Consider the following 24,286-nt stretch of genomic DNA (forward strand, 5'->3'; position numbering starts at 1 on the left):
GGCGATGCGGATTACGGAGTGGTCGCCTTCCGGCTCTTCACATAGAAATTACGGTCGATCACAATGTCCCCTCCGTCGGGTAGTGTCGTCTTCACCGTCTGCCACTTCTCCGTCGGCTTGATGAGCGCGTACGCCGCCCCGGCGCCGGGCCGCACCCGCACCGGCATGGCAAAGCCGGGGACGACATCGGTCCATCGATAGCTCAGTCGTCCGTCGCCGATCCGGTATTCCAGTGTCGGCACTTTGGTGGTGCGCAGGTACTGATCGAACACCTTGTCGAGTTTGATCCCCGCGTGCGCGCCGATGTACGCCTCAACCTGCGGGCCGGACACCACCTGGTGATAGAACGTGCGGCTCAAGCCGCGAAGAATGCCGCGCCATTTCTCGTCGTTGTTGACCAGCTGGCGAATGGTGTGCAGCATCGACGCGCCCTTGGGATACATGTCGCCCGAGCCCGGCGACCCGACACCTGACTGCGGCAGTTCGATCGGTGCATCGTTGCGAATCCCCCGGCGATCACCGACGATGTAATCCTCTCCCGCCGCCTTGCCGTAGAGGCACTCGGTAAAGAGCGCTTCGGCGTAACTCGCGAAGCCCTCCTGGATCCACATGTCGCGCTGGTCGCGTGCCGTGATGCTGTTGCCGAACCATTCATGCGCGCTCTCGTGGACGATGATGTAGTCCCATCCCATGCCGAGGCCGGTGCCGGAGACGTCGCGGCCGCGATAGCCGTTGGCGTAGTTGTTTCCGTAGGTGATCGCGGTCTGGTGTTCCATTCCGGTCGTGGGAGCTTCGATCAGCTTGTAGCCGTCCTGATACCACGGATACGGCCCGAACCAGTGTTCGTAGCACTGGAGCATGGTGCGCACCTGGAGAAACTGCTTCCGGGCAGCGGCGAGGTGATAGTCGAGCGGATAGAAGTCGAGTGTCAGCGGCCCCCGCTCGCCGACGTACGTCTCGCCGATGTGCGCGTAGTTCCCCGCGGTCACGTTGACGGCGTAGGCGTTGATCGGCTGGCTCGCGACGTATTCGTACGTGGTCGTGCCGTCACTGTGATGCGTCGTGCTGCGCAGCCGCCCCGATGCGACCTGGATCAGCGGGTCCGGTACGGTGATCGCGATGCGCTGGCTGTCCGGCTCGTCGGCCCAGCTGTCCTTGAGCGGCCACCAGATCGACGAGCCGACCCCCTGATCGACGGTCATCAGCCACGGCCGCTTGAGCGAATCGCTCGCCCAGTGGAATCCGTCGTTGGGCAGCGTCTTCGGCCGGCCGTGATACCACGCGGTGACCGCGTACCGCTCCCCGGTGCGTTGCGGCGTGGTGAGCGTGACGAAGTGCGCGTCGCCGTCGTGGCGGATCGCGAGCGGCTGCCCACCCTGCGTCACGCTGTCGAGCACCAGCGGCGCCATGAGATCGATCTGCATCTCCTGCGACGGCCGGATGACGCGGTAGGTGATCGTGTTCCGCCCGGCGATGGTGCTGTCGGCAGGATGGATCGCGACCTGAAGATCATAGTAGGTGACATCCCACCACGTACGATCCGGAGCCGCCGTCGATCCGCGCAGCGAATCGGCGTGGGTGAAGGTGCGGAGCCGCTGGGCAGTCGCGGGCATCGCATTGACGAGGATTATCGCGGCGGCGGCGGCGGCCGCGGAAGCGAGTCGGAGCGCGGAGTGTCGGGGCATATCGTCCGGTGCGGGAGACGAACCATAGGCCCCACCGGGCGCGTCGGCCAGCGCGGTGGCTCTTGCCCGATCCCGGGTCGCGCCGTATCGTTCCCATAGACTTGCCAAGGGAGAGCAACAATGGCCGGCGAATCGGCGGATCTGCTGCAGGGAACACTCGGCGTCCTGATCCTGCGCGCCCTGCTTGGCGGGCGCACGCACGGCTATGGCGTGGCACGATGGATCGAGCAGTCGACCGGCGATGTTCTCCGCATCGAGGAGGGATCGCTCTATCCGGCGCTCCGCCGCCTCGAGGACCGCCGGCTCGTGAAGTCGGAATGGGGAGTCTCCGAGAACAACCGCCGCGCCCGCTTCTACTCGATCACCACCGCCGGTCGCCGTCACCTCACCAGTGAGTCGGTGCAATGGCTCAAGTTCGCCGGGGCGGTCACCGCGGTCCTTCGCACCGTCCCGGGTGTCGCATGAGGTGGCGCAATGCGTGACCCCGATCGTGGCACCGGCGGGATCCGTCGCTACATCCGCTTCTGGCGGCCGGTGGTCGACGATGATGTACGTGACGAACTCGATTTCCACCTCGAGATGCGCGCCCGCGACTACACGCAGGCCGGCTCGTCGCCCGACGATGCACTCCTGCAGGCGCATCGTCGCCTCGGCGATCTGGGTACCGTGTCGGCGTGGCTCCGCGACCATGACAATAGACGGCTCGAACTCGCCGAGAGGAAGGCTTCGATGAGTGATCTCTGGCAGGATATCAGGATGGCATTCCGGCAATTCCGTCGCGCACCCGGCTTCGCCGCCGTCGCGATCGGAACCCTCGGGCTCGCGATCGGCGCCACCACGGCGGTAATGAGCGTTGTCGACAGTGTCCTTCTTCGACCGCTCCCGTTTGCCGATCCCGGCGCACTGGTGCAGTTGCGGCCGTTCGACAAGGACGGCAGCGCCGATGCGATCTCGCCGCTCGATCTGTTCGACATGCAGCGCCAGACCACGGCATTTACCGCATTGGTGCCGGTGCAGGGAGGACGGAGCGCGAATGTCGTGATGGCGGGTCACGAGGCGGAGCGGGTCAACGAGGCGCGAGTCGGGGCCGGTTTCTTCGATCTCCTCGGGGTCGGCGCGTCGCGAGGCCGAGTCTTCCATCGCGGCGAGGATTCCGCGTCGACGGGGAAGGTCGTGGTCCTCGGGTACGGTGCGTGGCAGCGGCTGTTCGGGGCCGATCCCAAGGTGATCGGCGCGACGGTCCAGATCGGCGGTGCGTCGTACCAGGTCATCGGGGTTGCCGATCCGCAACTCACCTTTCCATCGCATCCCGATCTCTGGATCCCGACCGTCTATGAGTCGTGGGAGACCCAGACCGACAACCGAGGCTTCCGCGAACTGAACGTCATCGGGCGGCTGCGTCCAGGAACGACGCTCGAGCGCGGCCGGGCCGATCTCTCGCGGATCATGTCGATCCTCGCGACCACCTATCCGAAGTCGGATCAGGGCTACCACCTCGGTGCGGCCTCGCTCACCACCACCCTGGTCGGCGACTTGAGAACACCACTGTATGCATTGCTCGGTGCAGTCTTCCTCGTACTGATGATCGCCTGCGCCAACGTGGCGAATCTCCTCCTCGTTCGCGGATCGGTTCGCCGCGGCGAATTTGCAGTCCGCACGTCGCTCGGCGCCGGGCGCGGACGTCTGATCCGGCAGCTGCTCACCGAAAGCGTGATTCTCGCCGGCGCCGGCGCACTCGTCGGCGCGCTGCTCTCGTTTGTGCTGGTGCGAATCGTCGTGCTCCTTGGTCCCGCCGACCTTCCACGCGCCGACGAGATCCACGTGCGACTCGTCGTGCTTGGTGTTGCCGCGGCGATCGCCGTGCTCGTTGGTATCGGCTTCGGCCTCCTCCCGGCACTCCATACCGTGAGTTCGTCGCTCGGCGGCGCGCTCCGCGGCAGCGGGCGAGGATCGGAGTCCGGAGGGCATCGCGCCCGGGAGACTTTTGTCGTCGTGGAAATCGGCCTCGCGCTGATCCTTCTCGTCGGTGCCGGCCTGCTGTTGCGGAGCTTCGAGCGGCTCCTTGCCGTCGACACCGGGATGGGGAGCGAGCGAGTCGTCGCCTTCGATATCGGACTCACCGGTCCGCGCTATCGATACGACATCGACACCCGCCGATTCACCGATCAGGTGATGCAGCAACTGCGGCGCCTCCCAGGTACGGCGAGCGTTGCCGTCGCAGCTGCACGCCCATTCGATCGACAGGCTTCCTTCAATGCCACCAGTTCGTTCAAGATCACGGGTCGTCCTCCGGTGGCGCACGAGGACGAGCCGAATGCGAGAGTTCTCCCGGTTTCGGCGGACTACTTCCGAACGCTGGGAATTCCGCTCGTTGCCGGTCGAACGTTCACCACTGTGGAAGAAGGCCCGGAGGTCGCGCCGGTGGTCGTCGTGAACCAGGCGCTGGTGCGGAAGTATTTCCGTGACGGCAATGCCCTCGGGCAGCAGGTCGTCCTCGGGTTGTCGCACCATGTCGATGCGTCGCCGGCGGATTCCTTTCGTTCGCGCGGGACCATCGTGGGCATCGTCCCCGACGCAAAGCTCGATTCGCTCAACGGGACGGTCGATCCGGCGATCTATGTCGGATATGGAACGCTGCCGTTCACCGTGGCAATGATGGTTCGCACCGGCGGCGATCCTGATCGCCTGTTCGCCGGGGTGCGCGCCGCAGTGCACTCCGTCGACCACGACGCCACGGTCTACTCATACGGAACGATCCACGGCGATGTCGCGGCGTCGGCGGTGCGACCGCGGTTCTACGCCCTGATTCTCAGCGCCTTCGCCGCAATCGCACTGGTCATTGCGTCGCTCGGCATCTACGGCGTCCTCTCGTACACCGTGGCGCAACGGACCCGTGAGCTTGGCATCCGGATGGCGCTCGGCGCAACAGGAGGCTCGCTCCTCCGATCCGTTCTGAAAGGCGCCCTGATACTGACGGCGATCGGTCTCTCCATCGGCGTGGCGGGGGCCGCCGCGGCCACGCGCACCTTGCGCAGCATGCTTTTCGGCGTCTCTCCTCTCGACCCCGCGATCGTGATCGGATCAGTGCTCGTTCTTTTCACGATGGCGACGATCGCCGCATGGCTGCCGGCGCGCCGAGCGTCGCATGTGGACCCCAACGTGGCGCTGCGCGGGGAATAGCCGGTCGAGGTGAACCGCACGCCGACCAGGCGATCGTGTTTCGGCGGGCGACCGGATCGACGCGGTGGGACACTCGGGGCGTTCGACGATGCCGGATCTGCCCTTCCAGCTGATGAACTGGCCGGAGGGCCTCAGGGCCGCAGGCCTCCGTTGCGGCTTCAAGTCGTTCGACCGGAAGAATGGCGCCGACTGGATCGCGTCATCGGGAACCCCTGCGTTGCGTCAACCGATCCGGTCAGGAGGTGGGTGAATCAACGAGTCCGCCCGAACGGTTGTCCAATGTGACATGACCTCTCAGCTACGACTCGCGATTGTTGCGGCGATTGCCGGATTGATCGCGCTCGACGCCTCGACTGCGGCCGGGCAATGGATCGAGGTGCGTCGTTCGCACTATTCGGTCTTCTATCAGCCAGATGTTGCCCGCGATACTGCGATGATCATCCGATGGGCGGACAGTTCGATTGCGTTGATGCATTCGAAATATGGTGTCACCCCCGACCGTTATCGCCTCGGGATCTATTTGTACCCGTCGCCCGCGGCCGGTGTCACCGTCGACGATGCCCGTATTCACTGCTGCAGCGACAGCGCGGGGGTTGATACCGGGCGCATTGAACTCCTGGCACCCTCGGCCCCGGCCATGCAGCAGTCGACGGCGGTGTCGAGTCTTGGTGTTCGGAAGAACTCCGAGAGCTATGTCGCCAAGATTCTCATGTCGGAGTACATCCCGATCGGTCACTATGAAGTTCAGCGGCAGCGTGCTGACGGCGGCTGGTCCTACTACGATGCGCCGAACTGGTTTGTGCAAGGTCTCCAGGAGTTTGACGCGATCTTTCATTCGACGACGGAGAATCGAAGCACGACGTCGCGTCGATTGATGGCGTGGGCGAAGGCCCACTCCGACGTGTTCTCATGCTGCAGCCCGGATCTCTCGCTGCGCGATGATTACAACGGCGGTGCCGCCGTGCTGGCCTTCCTCGCAGCGGAATTTGGCGAATCGGTGCATCAGCGAATCCTGGCGGATTCGGCGAGCACCTTCGCCGCCGCACTCACCGATGTGACGCGGCCGTTGTCGCGACGACAGCTGTTCGCGCGGTTCCAGACGTGGCTCAACGCCCAGCCATAGCTATTTCGCGGCAAGGTCCATGAGATGCAGTCGCATCCGCTCGAGGTCCGCTGGCGAGTAATAGCGGCCGTCGGCGACCACCGCGACGACGCTTCGCGTGTTGCTGATGTCGGCGAGCGGGTTCTGCGAGAGCATCACCAGGTCCGCGAGCTTGCCGACGTCGATGGTGCCGAGGTCGCGGGTGCGGCCGAGGTACATGGCCGGGTTGATCGTGGCGGTCTGCAATGCCTCGAGGGGAGTGAAACCCGCCGCGACCAGCCATTCGAGTTCGTGGTGCAATGACGGACCCGGCACGAGATCGAATCCCGCCGGCGCATCGGTCCCCGCCAGGAAGGGCACGCCGGCCTTGTGAAGCCGCCGGTTGAGATCGAGTTCGAACGCCGCAAAGCGGCGGGTGACCGCCGCGACCGTATCTGGCGCGTTGAGGCCGCGAAGTGCGGTCCGCTTCCACCCCTCGACCGTGCCGTGCGGCATGAACGGAAGACCGGGATCGGAGGTCAGGTCGACCGCCGTGTTCAGGTCCGAAGCGATCGTCGGGCATTGCCACACATGGTCCTTCGCCAGCGTCGCGATGATCCGTGCTTCATTCGCTTCGCTCAGTGACGCGAGAATCGTGGCATGGTCGCGCTTGCCGCCATTGACGATCGAATCCTCCCGCGTGGTGCTCGCTTCGAAGACGCCGAGGAGATGCTCGAAGGAGTGCTGTTGCGCGGCGATCGCCTCGGTCGCACGGATCTCGTTGGGAACGTGTCCCTCGAATCGAAGTCCCTCTCGCTTCACCTCTTCAGCCACCGCGAAATACGCTGCGCGCGGTACCAGCGATTGCGTCTTGATGAAGTCGACCCCGCGATCGTGCAGCTTGCGTACTGCGGCTCGAGCATCGTCAGCAGTCGTGACCTTGATGATGGCCTGATATCGCGACGTCGGTCCGTCGAGCATCGGCCCCGCGACGACCATTCGCGGGCCGATCAGCTGATGTGCGGCGATCGAGTCGCGTGCCGCGAGGATTGCATCGAGGTTGCTCCCCATGTCGCGAACGCCGGTGACGCCGTTGACGACGAACGTAGGGAGCATCAGCTCGCTGGTGCTGTGGAAACGGGCGGTGTCGTTGGTGAAGAAGGCGTGAACGTGCATGTCCCAGAGCCCGGGGATCAGGTACCTCCCGGTGCCGTCGAGCGTCGTGCCCGAAGTGGGGCTCGCCGGTGAACGGCCATCGATCGAGGTGATCCGCTTCCCATCGATCACCACGTTCATGTGCGGGCGAAGATGCCCGTTGGTGACGTCGACAATCGTGACATTGGTGATCGTGAGCGACTGGGCCGCGGCAGGCACAACCGCGCTGAGCGCTGCGAGCGCGACAACGGCAACGCGAGCGAGCATGAAGGACCTCGAAGACTGGATGCGGGCGGACAAAGAAAAGTATACCCGCCTCGAACCACCCGGACCTTGCCACCCGGATGGATCGCACGCCAGCTTGAAGCATGATCCTTCCATTCTGTCGATGCCCGGTCAGATCGTAGCCCTTGGAGGGGGCGGCTTCTCGATGGAGCCGGACAACCCCGCAGTCGACGACTTCATCCTCTCGCTCGCCGGGAGTGCCAAGCCGCGCGTCTGCTTCCTTCCGACCGCCAGCGCCGATTCGCCGTCGTACATCGCCAAGTTCTACCGCGCCTTCGCGGGTCGGGCCGCGCCCACCGACCTCACTCTGTTCGACGCTCCCGCGCTGGCGCGCCAGCCTGCGACCACGGCCGATCTTCCGGCGTTTGTCGCCGAGCAGGAGATCTTCTACGTGGGCGGCGGCAACACCGCACACCTGCTCAGCATCTGGCGTGTTCACGGCCTCGACCTGTTGCTGCGTCGCGCATGGGAAGCCGGAGCGATCATGGCGGGGATCAGCGCCGGTATGCTCTGCTGGTTTCAGGGCGGCATCACGGATTCGTTCGGTGGCTATCGCGAACTGAACGACGGGCTCGCGCTTCTCCCCGCGGTGGCGTGCCCACACTACGACGGAGAGTCCGCGCGGCAGACCGTGTTTCGCGCGATGGTGAAGGAGCACGGCGTCACGGGATATGCTGCGGATGATGGCGCGGCGCTCCACTTCGTCGGCACCGACTACCGGGAAGCGATCACGTCGCGCCCCGGCGCCCTGGCGCACCGCCTCACGCACGACGGTGGTACTGTCACCACCACACCACTCGCCACACGCATCCTTGGCCGATAGAGGGACTTCATGACGACGACTCCTGACGAACTCGCAATCCGCGCATTGATCGAAGAGTGGGCTGCTGCCGTGCGCCGGAAGGACCTCCCGGCAATCCTGGCGCATCATTCGCCCGATATCGTGATGTTCGATGTCCCGCCATCGCCGGAACCGCAGGGGATTGACGCCTACCGCCGCACCTGGGACACTTTTTTCACCTGGTCGCACGAACCAGTGGTGTATCGTATCGAATCGCTGCAGGTCACGGCGGGTCACGATGTCGCATTTGCGGTCGCGTTGATGAAATGCGCCGGAACCGAAAAGAGCGGGGAGGAGATCGACCTCGAATTCCGATTGACAGTCGGGTTGAAGAAGATCGACGGCGAATGGACGGTGCTCCATGAGCACCATTCCATTCCGGCGACCGACTGAAGCGGGTCCTCCACCGGGTCGCCGCATGACCGACAAGTCCACCGGATACGAAGCGGTCGCCGCCGAGTTCATCGCTGGTCGCGGACGCGCACCGGCGACCGGCATCGGCGCTCGCGAAGTGCGCGCCTGGGCTCGCGCTCTCCCCGCGTCGTCCTCGGTCCTCGATCTCGGCTGCGGCACCGGCCTTCCGATCACGCGCGAGCTGATCGAGGCAGGGCTCGATGTGCACGCGGTCGACGGCTCCCCCTCGTTCGTCGCGGCGTTCCGGCGCAACTTTCCCGACGTCCCGGTCGAATGTGAATCGGTGCTCGAATCGACATACTTCAATCGCCAGTTCGACGCGGTGATCGCCTGGGGACTCGTCTTCCTGCTCTTCCCCGCCGAACAGCGTCAGCTGATCAATCGGATGTCGAACGCGATCGTCGCGGGAGGTCGCCTGCTGTTCACATCGCCACCGAGACCACAGGTGTGGATCGATGCGATGACGGCCGTCGAATCACGGTCACTCGGAGCCGAGGAATACCGCGCGATCTGCGCTTCCGCTGGTGTGGTGGTCGCCCGTGAATACGAAGACGTCGGCGAGAATCACTACTACGAGTCCATCAAACCGGCCTGACCCGGAGGAATGCCATGCCGTTCATTGCCACCACACCCGCATCGGAAGCGACCGGTCTCACAGCCGAGATGTACCAGACGGTTCGCGGCCGCGCCGGATTCGACCCCAACTGGGTCGAAGCGTTTTCACTTCGCCCGGAGGTCTGGAAGAATTGGGATCTGCTCTGGGCGTCGGTGCGCTCCAACCTGCCACCGCGGATCTGGGAACTCGCCACCCTTGCGGCGGCCCAGGCGATTCGGAGTTCGTATTGCTCGCTGGCGCACGGACGAGTACTCGCCGAAAAGTTTTTCGACGCCTCGACGGTGACCGCGATTGCGACGGACCGCGACACCGCTCCGCTCGAGGCTCGTGAGCGCGCCGTGATGGACTTCGCCGAGAAAGTCGCCGTCGCTGCCGATCGGATCACCCAGGCCGATGTCGACGGATTGCGCGCGCACGGCTTCTCCGACGCCGAGATCTTCGACATCGCCGCAGTGGCCGCGGCGCGCTGCTTCTTCTCGAAGATGGTCGATGCGATGGGCGCCCTTCCCGATGCCGCCCTCGGCACCCTTGACCCCGCGATGCGCGACGCACTGACGGTCGGGCGTCCGATCGCGGGGACAGCTGCAAACCGCTGACGATCTGAGGAAGTGGCGCGTTACAGCTGCTTGAGCTCGGCCGCCGCTTCGACGGCGTGATCGACGTCGCGACTCAGCGCCCGCGCCTGTTGGGTCGCCATCGTGAGCCCGTTCAGCACCGCGCCGACGCCGCTCTGGCGGAGCCGCATCAAGTCGAGCCGCACGTTCTGCATCGCGATGACGCAGCTCTCGAAGCGGTCGGCGAACTGTGAACGCTGCGTGGCCAGTTCCCGGCATCGCTGCAATTGCTGCTCGAGCAGCGTGATCTGCCGGTCACGCTCTTCTCCGTCGGGGCGCTGGCGAATGTCCGCCAGTCGCGCCTCGATCCGCGCCGTGTCGTCGACCCCGAGCGCGTCCATCGAACCGAGTGTCTGCGCGAGCTGTGCAGCGCGCGCGTAGAGCCCTTCGGTGGTGTCGACGATGTCTGGCAACATCTCCTTGTCGGCCGGCGAGAGCTGCGCCATGAGCGACAGGATCATCTGCCGGTCCTTGTAGACCTGCGCCATTCGATCGTGATACGCGCCGTACTCCGACGCCTTTGGCTCGGCGATCTGCTTCACGCCCTTGATCTTCTTGTCGCCGGAGCTGATGGCATCGGGCGCATCGGGACGATGAATCACATCCCGCCACGAATACCCCGCCTGCCACAATTCCGAGTAGCGCCGAATCATTCCCCAGCCAAACGCGGCAGCGACAAAAAGGAACCACGGGTGCGCAGGTCCGCCGCCGACCGTCATGTTGATCAGGAAACAGCCTCCGGTCGCCGCGGCGAACCGAGCGAATTGCCGCCGGGCCCGCAGCACGATGACCGGTTCACCGGTATCGGGCAGCGGGGTGGTGTCCTTGTCGCGACGTCCCAGTCTTCGTTCGAGCCTGGCCTGCCGTTCTGCCGCACGGCCGTCTGGACGAGCGACCTGCCCGCGGTCGCGCAATCCCGGCCGGGCACCGGTGGGATTCCGTTCGGATGGACGCGTGGGCCGTGTCGAGCCGGGACGCGTCGGCAATCCGTTGGGCCGTTCCAGCCCCGGACGTGTGCCGCGCGTTGGCGACGGACGAGTCGGAGGTTGCCTCGCCGCGGTCGGTTCGCGCGTCTGCGCGTTCCAGCCGAGACCGGTCGGGCGATAGCCCGCGGTGTTGCGACTCTCGAGCGAACGACGCAGCGCATCTGCCGATGGCCAGCGATTCGCCGGGTCCTTTTCAAGACACCGTGCCACCGCGAGCGAGAGGTCCTCCGGAATATCAGGATACCTGTCGTGCAGCAGCGGTGCTGGCTCGGTGATCTGCTTCATCAGGATGCCGGCCACGGTCGGTGCATTGAACGGCAGTTCACCGGACAGCATCTGATAGCTCACGATTCCCAGAGAATAGAGATCGCTGCGGCCATCGATCTCTTTCTCCCCCGCGGCCTGCTCCGGCGACATGTACGACGGCGTTCCGATCGCCATGCCGGCGCTGGTCAGCGTCGCGCCACTGGTCGCCGACATCGCCTTGGCGATGCCGAAGTCGGTCACGATCACCCGGCCGCGAGTTCCCTCGAGGAGGATGTTGTCGGGCTTGATGTCGCGATGGATCACCGAGACGGCGTGTGCGGCGGAGAGCGCATCGGCGGTTTCGCGCATGATGCGTCGCGCTTCGTCGGCGGGAATCCGTCCTCGCCGGCGAATTCGTGCCGCAAGCGATTCTCCCTCGATCAGTCCCATGACGAAGTAGACGAGGCCGCGGCCTTCCCCGACGTCGTGGATCGGCACAATATGCGGATGGGAAAGCCGGGCCGCAGTCTGCGCTTCACGGGTGAACCGCTGGCGGATTTCGCTCGAGAAGGCGAGCTCGGGGGGCAGCACCTTGATCGCGACCCGACGCTGCAGCCGTTCATCGCGGGCGCGGTACACCACCCCCATACCGCCGCGGCCGATTTCGCCCTCGATGGTATAGGAGTCGCCAAGCGCCTCCTTCAGGAGCGTCGGGAGTGCGTGCTGGGACTGATCGCTCATCCGGGTCCTGAAACGGGGAGGCTTCGAGTGGTACTAACCCTTGAATCTGCACGTGGATGCGTGGGCGAGCAACGTGCCAGCCAACCCCTGCCGGGGCGACAGGTTTCCCGGTATTGATCGGAGCCCCGTGCCCCTCTGGCGCAATCGGGGCGTCTCCAATCGGTCACCGCGGCAGATGAGAACGCCATGCCGTGGCACGCCAGATGCCCTTGAAGGCCGCGAACCGGCGATTCGCGGATGCGCCACACCCGTGGCGGTCCACCGGGCCGCGGAAGGAGAACCCCCATGACTGACCGATTGACGATTCCCGTCCTCCCCTTGAGGGACGTCGTCCTGTTTCCCGGCGTAACGGCACCGATCGGTGCCGGCCGCCCCATGACCATCAAGGCGATCGAAGCGGCCCTCGCCTCCAGTGAGAAGCTGGTTTTCGCGGTCGCACAGCGGGAGAATATCGAAGGCGTCACCCCCGAAGGACTGCACACAGTCGGTACCATCGCGCGGATCGGGCAGCTCCAGCGAGGGATGTCCGGGATGCAGCTTCTCCTGCACGGCGAGCGCCGGGCGATGACGATGCACGTGACCGAGGAGAATGGACATCTCGTGGCGGTCGTCCGCCCGCTCGACGACCTGCCGCCGGTCAACAGCACCGATCCGTCCTTTATCGCACTGCACAAGGAACTCCGGGCACGTTCGGCGGAGCTGGGGCAGAAATCCGGCCTTCCCGAGGAAGTCGTCCAGCAGGTGCTGAACGGCATCGATGACCCCGGCCGCTTCTCCGACCTGGTCGCCGGCTACCTCGATCTCGACACCACGCAGCGCCAGGAGTTGCTCGAAACACTTGCGGTCGACGAGCGTCTTCGCCGCGTCCTGGTGCACGTGCAGCGTCAGATCGCGGTGCTCGATGCCCAGGAAGACATCAAGAACCAGGTGCAGGAGGAACTCGGCGAGCGCCAGCGCGAGGTCTATCTTCGCGAGCAGCTCAAGACGATTCGCCGCGAGCTTGGCGACGAAGACGAAGCGGGTGAAATGGACGAGCTCGAGCAGCGGATCGTCAAGCTCGACCTCCCGCCCGAGGCGCGCAAGGAAGTCGATCGAGAATTGGCGCGCCTGCGTCGCACCGGCCGCGAGTCGATGGAAGCGCAGGTGATTCGCACCTATCTCGAGCATATCGCCGAGCTGCCGTGGAGCACCCGCACCGAGGAGCGCCTCGACATGAACGAGGCGGCCAAGATCCTCGACCAGGATCACTATGCCCTCGGCGACGTGAAGGATCGCGTCCTCGAGTTCCTGGCGGTTCGTTCGATGCGGATGAAGCAGGAGAAGGAGCGTGAAGGCGACGTCCCGGCGGCCAAGACGGCGCCGCCACAATCGCAGGTGTCGGGTGAGGTGCCACCGTCAGGAGGCGTTCCGGGAGCCGCGGTGGTCCCGCCGCCGACCGTTGAAGACAAGGCGGAAGCGCGCAAGCATTCGCCGATCCTCCTCTTCGTCGGCCCTCCCGGCGTCGGCAAGACGTCGGTGGCGAAGAGCATCGCCCGTGCGATGGGGCGGAAGTACGTCCGCATCTCCCTGGGCGGCGCCCGGGACGAAGCCGATATTCGCGGTCATCGCCGGACCTACGTCGGCGCGATGCCGGGGCGGATCATCATGGGGATGAAGCAGGCGGGGACCAAGAACCCGGTCTTCCTTCTCGACGAGGTCGACAAGCTCGGCGTCTCATTCCAGGGCGATCCGGCGGCAGCGCTTCTTGAAGTCCTCGATCCGGCCCAGAACGATTCGTTCACCGATCACTACCTCGGCGTGCCGTTCGACCTGAGCGAAGTGCTCTTCATCGCGACCGCAAACCTCGCACAGAACATCCCGGGGCCGCTCCTCGACCGGATGGAAACGGTCGAGTTCGCGGGATATATCGAAGCCGAGAAGGTTGCGATCGCCGAGAAGTACCTCGTGCCGCGACAGCTCGAAGAGAACGGACTCACCGCGGACCAGATTTCATTCAACGGGCCGGCGCTCCTCGAACTGGTGCAGCGCTACACGCGTGAAGCCGGTGTCCGGCAGTTGGAGCGGGAGGTCGGCAAGGTGGCGCGGAAGGTGGCACGCCGGATCGCCGCGGGCGAGACCGCAAAGGTCGAACTCACCCCGGCGCTGGTTCGTGAATACCTCGGACGTCCGAAGCTTCACCCGGAAGAGAAGACGGGCGCCGATCAAGTTGGTCTCGCCACCGGCATGTACTACACGCCGATGGGCGGCGACATCATGTTCGTCGAAGCGACGACGATGCGCGGCAAGGGCGAGCTCGTGCTGACCGGCCAGCTCGGCGACGTGATGAAGGAGTCGGCCCGCGCGGCATGGACCTATGCGCGTTCACACGCGGCGGCGCTGCACATCAAGGAAGAGATGTTCGACCGCGACGTGCACATCCACGTTCCCGCCGGCGCCATTCCGAAGGATGGGCCGAGTGCCGGCATTACCATGTCGACCGCACTGGTCTCGGCGCTGTCGGGACGCGAAGTGCGCCACGACATCGCCATGACCGGCGAGGTCACGTTGCGCGGACGCGTGCTGCCGATCGGTGGGGTGAAGGAGAAGCTCCTCGGGGCACTACGCGCGGGAATCACCAAGATCATCATCCCGAAGCAGAATGAGCCCGACCTCGACGACCTGCCGGCGGAAGCACGGAAGCGGCTGGAGATCCATCCGGTCGAAGAACTTGGCGAAGTGCTGGCCCTCGCACTGCGCGACGCGAGGTATTCGGAAGGGAAACTGCTGTTCGGAGATGAGAACCCACGGGATGTCGTGCCGCTGACGACGCACTTCCCGCACTGATCAACTGACCGGCTCGCCGGTCAGCCCATTTCGACTCGGTCGCGGCCCGACGCCTTGGCTCGATACAAGGCCCGGTCCGCGGCCGATGTCACATCTGTCACCGACGGTTCTCCGTCACCGGCGACGGTCGCGATGCCGATACTCACCCGCGGCGAGACTTCAATGCCGTTGGCGAGCTTCGCCGGCGTCGATGCCAGCGCCAGTCGCAGCTTGTCGGCGATCGCGTGCGCGTTCGACGGCGGACAGCGCCGCAGGATGATCCCGAATTCCTCGCCGCCATACCGGCCGAGCAGGTCGGACTGGCGAATCAACTTGCGGAAGACATTCGCCACATGCACGAGCACCTGGTCACCGGTGAGGTGCCCATGCGTATCGTTGACCCGTTTGAAATGGTCGATGTCGAGCATCAGGAAACAGAGCGGCTCGCGGTGTCGCGTCGCGAAGGCGATTGCATACTCCAGCTCCGCCATCAGCGTCGAATGGTTGAGCACGCCGGTCAGGCCGTCGCGGTGGACAAGCTCCCGAATGCGGCGGCCACGTTCGCCTCGCGTCAGAACCACCTGCAGGAGGTGGCTTCTTTCCACCGGCTTGGCAAGGAAGTCGTCGCCGCCGGCCCGAAGACCTTCCATCTCGTCCGCCAGTGTTCGTCGCGCAGTCAGGAAGACAATCGGCACCAGCGTGAGACGCGGGTCCTGGCGAATCAGGCGCGCGATGGCATAGCCGTCGACATCAGGCAGGTCCACATCCAGGAGCACCAGGTCCGGAAGCTCACGTGACAGCGTGTCTGCGGCGGCCTGGGCGCTGCTGCAGAGTGCCACGCGCGCGTTGAGCTCGCTCAGCCACGTGGCCAGGAGCTGCGCTTGCGCCGGATCGTCCTCGACGACCACCACATTCGGTGGCGGAGCACCGACGCGCGCCAGCCCCCGAGCGAACAGCGCCAACTCCGCCGGCAGCTGCGCCATGCCGAAGACGGCGTCGAGTCCCGCGGCGGCGGTGCGGAGGCGATCGAAGCGTTCGACCGTGTCGGCCAGCACGACCGCGCGCGGCCGTTCCGGTGTCGCGGCCGCCCAGTAGCGGGCCAGGACGAGCGCTTCATCGCCGATGTTGGTGCCGATCACGACCAGATCGGGTCTCCGCGACGGCGGCACATCCCACGGATCGACATTGCCTTCCTGGATGTCGAGTTCGAAGCCGACCTTGCGCAGCGCGTCCGCGATGACCTCCCGGATCGGCTCATCGTGCATCACCACGAGTGCGCGATAGGCGAATCCCGGCAGCCGGCCGAGGACCATCGGCATGTCGAGATCGGTGGCCGCCTCATCGAACGCCGCGCGAAGATCGAGAATCGCCTGGTCGAAGCGATCGCCTTCCTGTGCCGTAGGAACCGGCGGCGTGAGGATGCGGTGTTCCATCTCGCGCGCGACCACCGTGACGCGCGGAAAGCCGTACGAGCCCCCGGATCCGGCAAGACGATGGAAGCGCTGGCGCAGCGATTCGAGCGCGTCGGGCTCCCCGGCGCGAAATGCTGCCAGATCCTTCCGCAATTCAGCCAGGCGCTCCGGCGCGTCGCGGAGGTAGTCGCGCCGCAGCGCCGCCAGTGCGTCGTCGGGCTTTTCGAGGTCCGGCAGCGTCATCGGTTCCGCAACTCATGGCAGACGTGGCGTGCCGCCGCGACGAAGGCCGTGCCGGTTCCCCAGTGTCCGGAGAACCGGTCGCCGCTCCTGGCGCCGATCAGCGCGGCGCGATCATCGATGACAAGAATCACAGGGTCTCCGGGCCAATCCTCGGGCGCAATCACGTCGACGGCAATGGCTCCGAGCGATACAGCCCCCATCGAGGCCACCCGGACCGACAGCTCGCCGGCGGCCGCGTGCCGCAGCTGCGGACCAAGGGCAACCACGCCGTCCGGCGGTGCGATCAGCTCGACACTTCGTTCGGCCCGGGCGATCTCGTGGCCCATCAGCTGCACCGCGCCGCGCGGTGACGAGAGTTCCACCAGCGTCGGCGTATCCGGGGCGGCGAGCGCGGACAACGCAGCGCCGAGCCGGTCGATGGCTTCTCCTTGACGATCGGTCAGCCGAGCGAGAAGTGTACTGGGCGGTTCCGGACGGAACTGCTTTGGTCGTCCCTCGCTGATTCGTGCTGCGCCCTTGCTGACCAGTCCCTCCAGGGCGGCGTACACGTTCGCCCGGGCCAATCCTGCGGCCCGCGCGACGGTGTAGCCGGTTCCGGGTCCTCCGCGCAGGAGGACTTCATAGATCAGACTTTCGGTCGGGGTGAAGCCGAACGGCGTGAGATCGATGTCCCCCGGCATCTCACGAATACTCGAGTCGCCAGCCAAGGCGTTTGGCGATGCAGGCCAGCCGGAACGTGATGTCGGCCTGCCGCGAGGCAAGTTCTCCGTCGTCGGGCGCAAGCGGCCAGCAATGGTACGTGATCGGCGTGCTCGCCTTCGGCTGGGAACGAAGGTTCTTCGGATGCCAGATGCCATCGGCGTCGACATCCTCCAGCAGCCGCAGGAATCCGAGCGATGCGTTCGGCGCGGCCGCGAGTTGCGCGGCGCCGATCCCGGCCAGCAGCTCGACGAAGTGCAAGGCAAGCGGGATGTCCTTCGGAAGTCCCTTCGCCTTCGGGTCAAGCTCGATCGGGTCGCCGAGGAGGACGTGCAGTGGCTTGATGGTATGGCCGCCGATCGCCGCCATGTACGACCGATCGGGCGTCGGCTGGGCGAGATACTGCCCAAGTCGCTCGAGGAACCCGGCGCGCTCCCGCTGCAGCGAAGGCATCGCCGCGATCATCGCCAGCGACCACCACGTCGGAGGCGTCGCCTCGGGATGCAGCTGGTAGCCGCCGCCCTTCTTGATGAACGGATCGTCGCTCAACGGTGATCGGAGAAAGGCCGAGACCGCGCTGACCACCTTATGAGCCGCGCCACGGAGTCGGGGATCCTGATCGTGCCCTGCTTCGGCCAGTGCAGTGCAGGTCCCCTCGCGAACCAGGTTTCGGAACGCCTCGGTGTACCGGGGATCTTCTGCGGCAGCGTCGGCGAACTCACCGAGGAGGGCCGGATCCGGGTCGCGGGAGAGCGTCCGGAAGAGAATGCGGTCGGCGAGGCGAAACGGACGGGTCGTATTCGGCACGCCGAGCTGCACCAGACGGCGGTACTGAGCCACCGTGCCTACCTCTTCGATCCCATCGCGGTCCGATGGCTGGAGCGCGAGGAAATTCTCCCCCCAGAGGCCGGTATCGGCCTGTCGTGTGGTGATGGAGGAGACTTCGGACGAGAGAACAAGCGTTCGAAGCGCTTCGGAGAGTGTCGGGACGTCAAAGGCCCCCTGCGGGGCAAGCTCGGAAAGGGTCCGATAGCGAACCGCGGGTCCCCCGTGTTCGGTCAACCAGGTAAGGGGGACGCGGTGTGTCGTGGGCAGGTCCAGGCGCGACTCCTCGGAGTGGGTCGAAACTCTGGTGCGATGTCCAGGGCCACAATCTAGCGGTTTGCAGGCCGATAACCAACTGGCAACTCAGAGCGTTGTCAGGGATGCTACCAATACGGCTCGAATTTATGTAATTGTATGTTATGCAATGAATTACGAAGAGGAGTAGTCAATACTGCTCATTGTCTGGTTTACTGACACCAACTGTTTGCAGCTGCACGACGTACGCGGCCACGGCATCAATCTCCGAATCGGTCAGCCGCGATCCCCCCTTGGGCGGCATGATGTTGCCGCTGGTCGAGTGGGCGCTGTCGACACCGGTCTTGATCAATGCTGCGATACCGGCCGCAATGTTCTTGGTATGGACCAACGTACGGCCGGCGAGACGGGTAGTCGGTCCCAGAACCCCCTCACCATTCTTCCCGTGGCAGGAAAAGCAGAGCCCTTTCCCTTCGAAGAGCTTTCGACCGACGGCGACCTGCCCGGTATCTGCGGACGGGGGCAGTTGCGCCATCATCGGTGCCGCGCCGAAGACAGTGGCGATTGCCGCGACTGCGATCACACGCTGGCCTGTCATTGATACTGGATGTAGAGTGGGACCGGGTCGAGCGCCAGGACCTGCGCCAGTGTCATCATCGGATGATCCAGCTTGTAGAACAACTTGAATCCGGTGAATTGAACCGGGTATCGCTGGACTTCGAGATCGTAGATCTTCGTCTTCCCCGATGGCGGCCCGTTTCCATCCATGTCGATGATCACCTGGACGCGAGGGTCACGTTTGATCTGCCGATAGTTGGTCAGCATGTCCTGGGTCCACCGATGCACCACGAGGACCTTCGGCGGGAGATGCTCCTCATCGACGATTTTCGCCAGAAAATCAATCGCGTAGTTGATGTCCCGGGCGTCGAGCGTTCCCATCTTCTTCGACGGAATGCGCCCGTCATGCATGGCAAATTCCGGGTCGATCGCGAGATGCACCCACGGTTTCTTCAACCACGGAATCAACCGCGGGAGTTCGGCCGACACGGAGCTCCAGCCGACCTGGACGTCGAGAATCATCAGCCAGTTCCGCTGTTCTGCCCAGCCGGCGACTTCTGCGATCAGGGAGTCGGAATGGCGAATGCGGTAGAGGCCGTCCGGTCCCCTGTTCCCCGACGCCACGGTTGCGATCAGCTGCAGCGCGGGCTTGACGGAATGCATCGCGTCTGCCGCTGCCCACGCCTTCGCCGTCGTCGCGAGCTTGGCAAGCATTTCGGCCGGCGGCAGAGCTCCGAGCACACCCATCTGCGTTGACAGGGGATTGCCGTAGAATGCCACGATGCGTGACCCGGGAAGGATCGCGCCAGGCAGCACCGGCGTGACGGGCCACGCGACCGGCGGCGCTGTTGGCATCGCGGCCACGGCTGTCGTGTCGGTCGGTTTCCGGCGATGTCGTGTGCGATGGACTGGTTGCTGGGCTCGACTTGGTGCCGCCAGGAGTATCGCGGCGATCCCGGTCAGCAAGATCACGCGGGTCGACAAGCCATTCATGTCGTGAAGGATAATGCGGGCCCCGCGATGAAATTCGCGAGCAGTCGATGTCCCCACTCCGTGAGGACCGACTCGGGATGGAATTGGACACCTTCGATACGATGCGCACGGTGGCGGATTCCCATGACATCACCGTCGTCAGCTCGCGCCGTGATCATCAATTCCGCGGGGAGTGTCGACGCGTCGACCGCGAGCGAGTGGTAACGTGCGGCGCGAAAGGGGATGGGGAGCCCGCGAAAGACACCGGCTCCGTCATGCGCGATCGACGCCGCTTCGCCATGGGTCGGATGCGGCGTCCGTTCGACTGTTCCACCGAATGCCGCCGCAATGCATTGGTGCCCGAGGCAGACACCGAGAACCGGAACGGTGCGGCCCAGCGTGCGAACCACGTCGATGGCGAGCGGGCATTCGCGTGGCGTTCGCGGCCCGGGCGAGAGGATGATATGAGATGGCCCCAGGGACGCGATCTCGTCAAGGGTCGTATCGTGCGCGCGAATGACCCGTGGGCGCTGTCCGAGTTCCGCGATGTAGGCCGCAAGCGTATGGACGAACGAGTCGTCGTGATCGAGGAGCAGGATCACGACGCGCTTGCCAGCGCGGCGATCAGTGCGCGAGCCTTGTCCAGGGTCTCGTGGTATTCCGATCCGGGATCGGAGCGGGCCGTGATGCCGCCGCCTGCATGGAATGTCGCGATATGGTTGTGGAGGACGATCGTCCGGATCGCGATGCTGCTGCCCAGGGCCCCGTCGAGACCGATCCACCCGATCACGCCGGAGTACACCCCTCGTGTCGTCGGCTCGAGTGCAGCGATCACCTCCATGGCGCGAAGCTTCGGTGCCCCGGTGATCGACCCTCCGGGAACGGTCGCCGCGAGCAGATCGAGAGCGTCGGCATCGTGACGAAGCTGGGCCCGGACCACCGACACGAGATGGTGGACCGTCGGATGTGATTCCAGTTCGCAAAGCGCCGGCACGGTCACGCTTCCCGGCACCGCAACCCTGGACAGGTCGTTCCGGAGCAGATCGACGATCATCACGTTCTCGGCGCGATCCTTGGCGCTCCCTTTGAGCGCTGCAGCGAGTGCGGCATCACGAACGGGATCGGCGTCGCGCGGACGGGTTCCCTTGATCGGTCGCGTCTCAACGCGTCGAGTGCGCGGGTCGAGCCGCAGGAACTCCTCGGGGGACGCGCTCGCGATGGCGACAGCTTCGTGGCGGATGTAGGCGGCCATTGGCGCGGCGGATGCGGCGCAGAGCGATCGATAGAGCGAGAGCGGGGAGCCATGGTATCCGGTGGTGAATCGTTGGGAGAGATTCACCTGAAAGAGGTCTCCATCGAGTATCAGGTCGACGGCCCGCGCGACAAGATCGCGGTACTCCGCCTCGCTGACGTCGGCGACGGGACGAAGACCTGATGGTGATTCTTCTCGCGTCGTCAGCGGCAGCTCGACCGTGTTGCCCAGTCGTGCAAGCACCTGCTGGGCCCGGTGATCCGCCCGTGCAGCATCCCGCCGGCCGCTGTCGTCGGCGCCAGTACTGATCAGCCACGTTCGATCGGCGTGATGGTCCCAGGCAATGACCCAGTCATGGAGGGCCAGGGCAACATCAGGAACGGCATGCGGTTCGTTGGGGTGTCGCTCGATCCGGTCGAACGCGGAGCCGAGCTCGTAGGAGAGCCATCCCATCCATCCACCCTGGAAGGGTGGCAGGTCGGTGCGGACGTGATGTGGCTCGAAGGTCGCTCGAACGCGCGCCGCCGTTGCTTCCCATGTTGTGGCAGCGGCGCTGATCGTCGCGACCGGGTCGGCGCTGAAGTAGCTGAAGCGGCTGAGAGGATGTCCAGGTGCCGCGCCATGCAGGAGGCACGGGCGCGGCAAACTATCGAATCGTGCGGCCACCCCAATCGGGGTGAGCCGTCCATCAAGTTCCTCGACGTGGACGATTGCGTTCAAGTCTCGATCAGCGCGAAATCCAGCCACTCTTCTGGCCTTCGAGGCCGGGAAACCCTCCGGTCGGTTGCCAGAGTGCGGTGTCATTGATTTTGCGCGCGAGCTGCAGGTCCTTGTCGGTAATCCCGCCCGCAGAGTGGGTCTGCAGTCGCACGACGACCCGGCTCCAATGCACTTCGAGGTCAGGATGATGGTTCGCAGCCTCGGCAAAGAAGGCGATCGCATTGACGAGCAGGATCGTCGAGCGCCAGCCATCGGTGGTGAACTCGCGCTTGATCCAACTATCGTCGACCGACCATCCGGCGAGGTCCGCGAGTTGTTGCTCGAGGGCGGCGCCGCTGTGCACCGGTTCATGGGTTGGCATCGTGATCCTCCCGCGCAGCGCTGGGCTGCTCGTGTTCGGCGTAGACGGCAGACTGCCCCGGCGACTCTTCCACTTCGACCTCCAGCACCTTAAGCGAAACCCCCGCGGCATCGAGGCCGGCGTGAAGACGTCCTGCCATCCAACGAGCCAGCAACTCCGCCGTCGTATTGGCGAGAGGCAGAAGGACGCAGTCGCGGGTCGGGAACTGGTAGCTCTGCTCGCCAAGATAGGAGACGTACGTCATCCCGTCCGATGCGCGGTAGGCAAGCTTGGGGTTTTCCGCCGGCAGGATGACCCGGTGGTCGAGCCGGTCGACCTCTTGGCGAACCAGGCGCTTGATGACGCCGAAGTCGACCACAAAATGACATTCAGGATCGATTGGGCCTTCGACCATGACGCCGATACGGTAGTTGTGCCCGTGCAACGACTCACAGGCATGGCCGCGGAAGGTGAGAAAATGCGCGGCTGCAAAGCCGAGATAGTCCTTGCTGACGGTCACCCGGAACAGTCCCATCAATACGCTCCAGCGGTTCGGCGACGAGAGAACATATCCACGATGCAAAAGATGCCGCGACGCTCGCGAGATCGCCTTAGCAGGTACGTGGGCAACCGGCGGCCGAATATCGTCCTAGGAAATGACAACTTGTCCGGAATCCGGACAATACGTCTTGGCCATCGATCGGTATCTCTTTGTCGTGCAATGACTTGCAGTTTGGCACGGCGCTCGCTCCAAGAGAGACCGCGAACCAACGTCTCAATGGAGGTTGTTATGCGTGCCAAGCTTCTCACCATCGTTCCCGCGCTGATCTTTGCCGCCGCAATTCCTGCAGCGGCGCAAGTTCGGGTTCACGTCGATATTCCGATCGGTCATCCGCGGGTGCTGTACGGACCGCATCGGCAGCTGCTCATTCGGGAATATGACCCCGCGCTGTTCGGACCGTGGGAGTCGGACTACGACGACTGGTCGCCGGAGACCGTCTATCTCTACAACAACGAGTACTATGACTACCCGATCGTGTCGTATGCCACGCCAGTAGTCGTGTACCGGTACCGCAATCAGATCTTCTTCCCCCCGCGCGAGGCATCGTTCCGGGTCTGGCGCAACAGCCGGTTTCCGGCCTCGCGGGTATACGATCGCGGATACGTCCGGCCTTCCCCGCGAGTGTACGAACGGAGCCGGCCCGAAGCGTATCGCAGCCGTCCCGAAATGCGGGGTGGGCGCGATGTCCGTCCGGCACCTCAAAACCACGCGCGACCAGAGTCGCACGGCCAGGGGGGCGGTAACGGCCATGCGGATAACGGGCGCGGCAACGGCGGCCGCGCGAGCGGTGGCCACGGAAATGGCCGGGGTCACGGCCACTGAATCCGGAAATAGGTGAATTCCTTCGGGGGGCCGGAGGCGGCAGCAGTCAGGCCGCCTCCGATGCTTTGGCAATCAGTGCGCGGCGATGATTTCGCCGGTGATCGTGACGGGCGGCAGGTCGCCGGTCAATCGCAATGAGATGTTCCAGAGTCGCGCGCCGATCACGGCATCGTGCGAGATCAGCGACGACGTGGCCGGGCTCGAGTTCTTGAAATACTTTCCGGTCACGCCTTCGAGGTCGGGCGACGTGGCCAGATACAGCGGCGTCGCGGCGCCCACTTCGGGCGTGATCGCAAAGCGGCGAGCGAACGGCCAGAGCCACCTGGACCACCAGCGATCGTACATCGCGTGCAACACCGCCGTGTCGACGATGCCGGGATCGCAGCAATTGACCGTCACACCGCTTCCTTCGAGCCGATGGGCGAGATCGTACGAATAAATCACGTTGGCGAGCTTCGACCGGGAGTACGCGGTTCGGGCATTGTATCCCTTGATGCTCGTCCAGTCCTCGGGATCGGTGACGCGTTGATGCGCCTCGGACGCCACCACGACGACGCGCGCCGGCGCGCTCGCTCGCAGCAGGTCGGTCAAATCGTTGATCAGGATGAACGACGCGAGGTGATTCACCGCGAAGGTCGTCTCGATGTCGTCGACGGTCACGATGCGGCGTGGGACAAAGGTGCCGGCATTGCTGATCAGCACATCGAGCCGCTGATGCCGGGCGCGGATCTCCTGCGCGAGGCGTCGGACCTCCGCCTGCACCGCGAAATCCGCGATCATCAATTCAAGACCGTGATTACCGGTGGCGGCCGCGATCTGTCCCTTCGCGCTCTCACCGCTTTCGCGATTCCGGCACACCATGATGACGCTCGCGCCCTGGCGCGCGAGTCCTTCGGCCACTGCCCGGCCAATGCCGCGATTGGCACCGGTCACGAGGCAGACCTTCCCCTGCATCACGCGTCCTCCCGTTCGTCGAACCG

22 protein-coding genes are annotated in these 24,286 nt (G+C 64.9%); 9 read left to right on the forward strand and 13 right to left on the reverse strand.

Features of this window, described 5'->3' with window-relative positions; all coding sequences use genetic code 11:
- Positions 1-11 precede the first annotated feature (11 nt).
- Entirely contained in the window at positions 12-1,613 is a 1,602-nt protein-coding gene (locus VGM20_02455; protein ID HEY4099719.1) for a M1 family metallopeptidase, read from the reverse strand.
- A 192-nt stretch (positions 1,614-1,805) separates the two neighbouring features.
- Between VGM20_02455 and VGM20_02460 the strand changes: the two genes are divergently transcribed.
- From VGM20_02460 to VGM20_02470, 3 genes are all read left to right on the forward strand, one after another.
- Positions 1,806-2,150 carry a PadR family transcriptional regulator gene (locus VGM20_02460; protein HEY4099720.1) on the forward strand — a complete coding sequence of 115 codons (345 nt, stop codon included), beginning with the start codon at positions 1,806-1,808 and terminating at the stop codon, positions 2,148-2,150.
- Positions 2,151-2,159: 9 nt separating this feature from the next.
- The gene (locus VGM20_02465; protein HEY4099721.1) at positions 2,160-4,865 is read left to right on the forward strand and encodes an ABC transporter permease; all 2,706 of its coding nucleotides are present in this window, start codon (positions 2,160-2,162) and stop codon (positions 4,863-4,865) included.
- A 286-nt stretch (positions 4,866-5,151) separates the two neighbouring features.
- Positions 5,152-5,988, forward strand: a complete 837-nt coding sequence (locus VGM20_02470; protein HEY4099722.1) for a hypothetical protein — start codon at positions 5,152-5,154, stop codon at positions 5,986-5,988.
- On the opposite strand, the gene VGM20_02475 is transcribed toward VGM20_02470, so the two are convergent.
- Positions 5,989-7,368 (reverse strand): amidohydrolase family protein, encoded by a 1,380-nt coding sequence (locus tag VGM20_02475; GenBank protein HEY4099723.1) that lies wholly within the window; start codon positions 7,366-7,368, stop codon positions 5,989-5,991.
- A 121-nt stretch (positions 7,369-7,489) separates the two neighbouring features.
- On the opposite strand from VGM20_02475, the gene VGM20_02480 reads away from it, so the two are divergent.
- From VGM20_02480 to VGM20_02495, 4 genes are read left to right on the forward strand one after another with little or no spacing between them, the layout of a single operon-like run.
- Positions 7,490-8,209, forward strand: a complete 720-nt coding sequence (locus tag VGM20_02480; protein ID HEY4099724.1) for a peptidase E — start codon at positions 7,490-7,492, stop codon at positions 8,207-8,209.
- Positions 8,210-8,218: 9 nt separating this feature from the next.
- Positions 8,219-8,620, forward strand: a complete 402-nt coding sequence (locus VGM20_02485; protein HEY4099725.1) for an SgcJ/EcaC family oxidoreductase — start codon at positions 8,219-8,221, stop codon at positions 8,618-8,620.
- A 25-nt stretch (positions 8,621-8,645) separates the two neighbouring features.
- On the forward strand, positions 8,646-9,236 hold the full coding sequence (locus tag VGM20_02490; protein ID HEY4099726.1) for a class I SAM-dependent methyltransferase: 591 nt from the start codon (positions 8,646-8,648) through the stop codon (positions 9,234-9,236).
- A 14-nt stretch (positions 9,237-9,250) separates the two neighbouring features.
- Complete coding sequence (locus tag VGM20_02495) at positions 9,251-9,853, forward strand: peroxidase-related enzyme (GenBank protein HEY4099727.1); 603 nt, start codon at positions 9,251-9,253, stop codon at positions 9,851-9,853.
- Positions 9,854-9,873: 20 nt separating this feature from the next.
- Here VGM20_02495 and VGM20_02500 read toward each other — a convergent pair whose 3' ends face one another.
- On the reverse strand, positions 9,874-11,844 hold the full coding sequence (locus tag VGM20_02500) for a serine/threonine-protein kinase (GenBank protein ID HEY4099728.1): 1,971 nt from the start codon (positions 11,842-11,844) through the stop codon (positions 9,874-9,876).
- A 285-nt stretch (positions 11,845-12,129) separates the two neighbouring features.
- On the opposite strand from VGM20_02500, the gene lon reads away from it, so the two are divergent.
- A complete protein-coding gene (gene lon / locus VGM20_02505; protein ID HEY4099729.1) occupies positions 12,130-14,667 on the forward strand; it encodes an endopeptidase La in 2,538 nt (845 codons plus the stop codon).
- A 20-nt stretch (positions 14,668-14,687) separates the two neighbouring features.
- On the opposite strand, the gene VGM20_02510 is transcribed toward lon, so the two are convergent.
- From VGM20_02510 to VGM20_02550, 9 genes are all read right to left on the reverse strand, one after another.
- Positions 14,688-16,301 (reverse strand): diguanylate cyclase, encoded by a 1,614-nt coding sequence (locus VGM20_02510; GenBank protein ID HEY4099730.1) that lies wholly within the window; start codon positions 16,299-16,301, stop codon positions 14,688-14,690.
- Entirely contained in the window at positions 16,298-16,981 is a 684-nt protein-coding gene (locus VGM20_02515) for a helix-turn-helix domain-containing protein (GenBank protein HEY4099731.1), read from the reverse strand. Before VGM20_02515 ends, VGM20_02510 begins: the two co-directional genes overlap by 4 nt.
- 1 nt (position 16,982) lies before the next feature.
- Positions 16,983-18,062: a hypothetical protein gene (locus tag VGM20_02520; GenBank protein HEY4099732.1), complete on the reverse strand. Its 1,080-nt coding sequence runs from the start codon at positions 18,060-18,062 to the stop codon at positions 16,983-16,985.
- A 208-nt stretch (positions 18,063-18,270) separates the two neighbouring features.
- The gene (locus tag VGM20_02525) at positions 18,271-18,678 is read right to left on the reverse strand and encodes a cytochrome c (GenBank protein ID HEY4099733.1); all 408 of its coding nucleotides are present in this window, start codon (positions 18,676-18,678) and stop codon (positions 18,271-18,273) included.
- The gene (locus VGM20_02530) at positions 18,675-19,631 is read right to left on the reverse strand and encodes a hypothetical protein (protein HEY4099734.1); all 957 of its coding nucleotides are present in this window, start codon (positions 19,629-19,631) and stop codon (positions 18,675-18,677) included. Before VGM20_02530 ends, VGM20_02525 begins: the two co-directional genes overlap by 4 nt.
- On the reverse strand, positions 19,628-20,212 hold the full coding sequence (locus tag VGM20_02535) for an aminodeoxychorismate/anthranilate synthase component II (protein HEY4099735.1): 585 nt from the start codon (positions 20,210-20,212) through the stop codon (positions 19,628-19,630). The genes VGM20_02530 and VGM20_02535 overlap by 4 nt, the downstream gene beginning before the upstream one ends.
- Entirely contained in the window at positions 20,209-21,666 is a 1,458-nt protein-coding gene (pabB, locus tag VGM20_02540) for an aminodeoxychorismate synthase component I (protein ID HEY4099736.1), read from the reverse strand. The genes VGM20_02535 and pabB overlap by 4 nt, the downstream gene beginning before the upstream one ends.
- On the reverse strand, positions 21,590-21,943 hold the full coding sequence (locus tag VGM20_02545) for a 4a-hydroxytetrahydrobiopterin dehydratase (GenBank protein ID HEY4099737.1): 354 nt from the start codon (positions 21,941-21,943) through the stop codon (positions 21,590-21,592). Before VGM20_02545 ends, pabB begins: the two co-directional genes overlap by 77 nt.
- A complete protein-coding gene (locus VGM20_02550; GenBank protein ID HEY4099738.1) occupies positions 21,930-22,457 on the reverse strand; it encodes a 6-carboxytetrahydropterin synthase in 528 nt (175 codons plus the stop codon). Before VGM20_02550 ends, VGM20_02545 begins: the two co-directional genes overlap by 14 nt.
- A 255-nt stretch (positions 22,458-22,712) precedes the next feature.
- Here VGM20_02550 and VGM20_02555 point away from each other — a divergent pair, with 255 nt between their 5' ends.
- Positions 22,713-23,306, forward strand: coding sequence for a hypothetical protein (locus VGM20_02555; GenBank protein HEY4099739.1), 594 nt, complete (start codon positions 22,713-22,715; stop codon positions 23,304-23,306).
- A 72-nt stretch (positions 23,307-23,378) separates the two neighbouring features.
- Here the strand turns inward: VGM20_02555 and VGM20_02560 are convergent, their stop codons facing one another.
- Positions 23,379-24,260 carry an SDR family oxidoreductase gene (locus tag VGM20_02560; protein ID HEY4099740.1) on the reverse strand — a complete coding sequence of 294 codons (882 nt, stop codon included), beginning with the start codon at positions 24,258-24,260 and terminating at the stop codon, positions 23,379-23,381.
- Positions 24,261-24,286: the final 26 nt, after the last annotated feature.

The organism is Gemmatimonadales bacterium (assembly GCA_036500345.1).
Taxonomy (GTDB): domain Bacteria; phylum Gemmatimonadota; class Gemmatimonadetes; order Gemmatimonadales; family GWC2-71-9; genus Palsa-1233.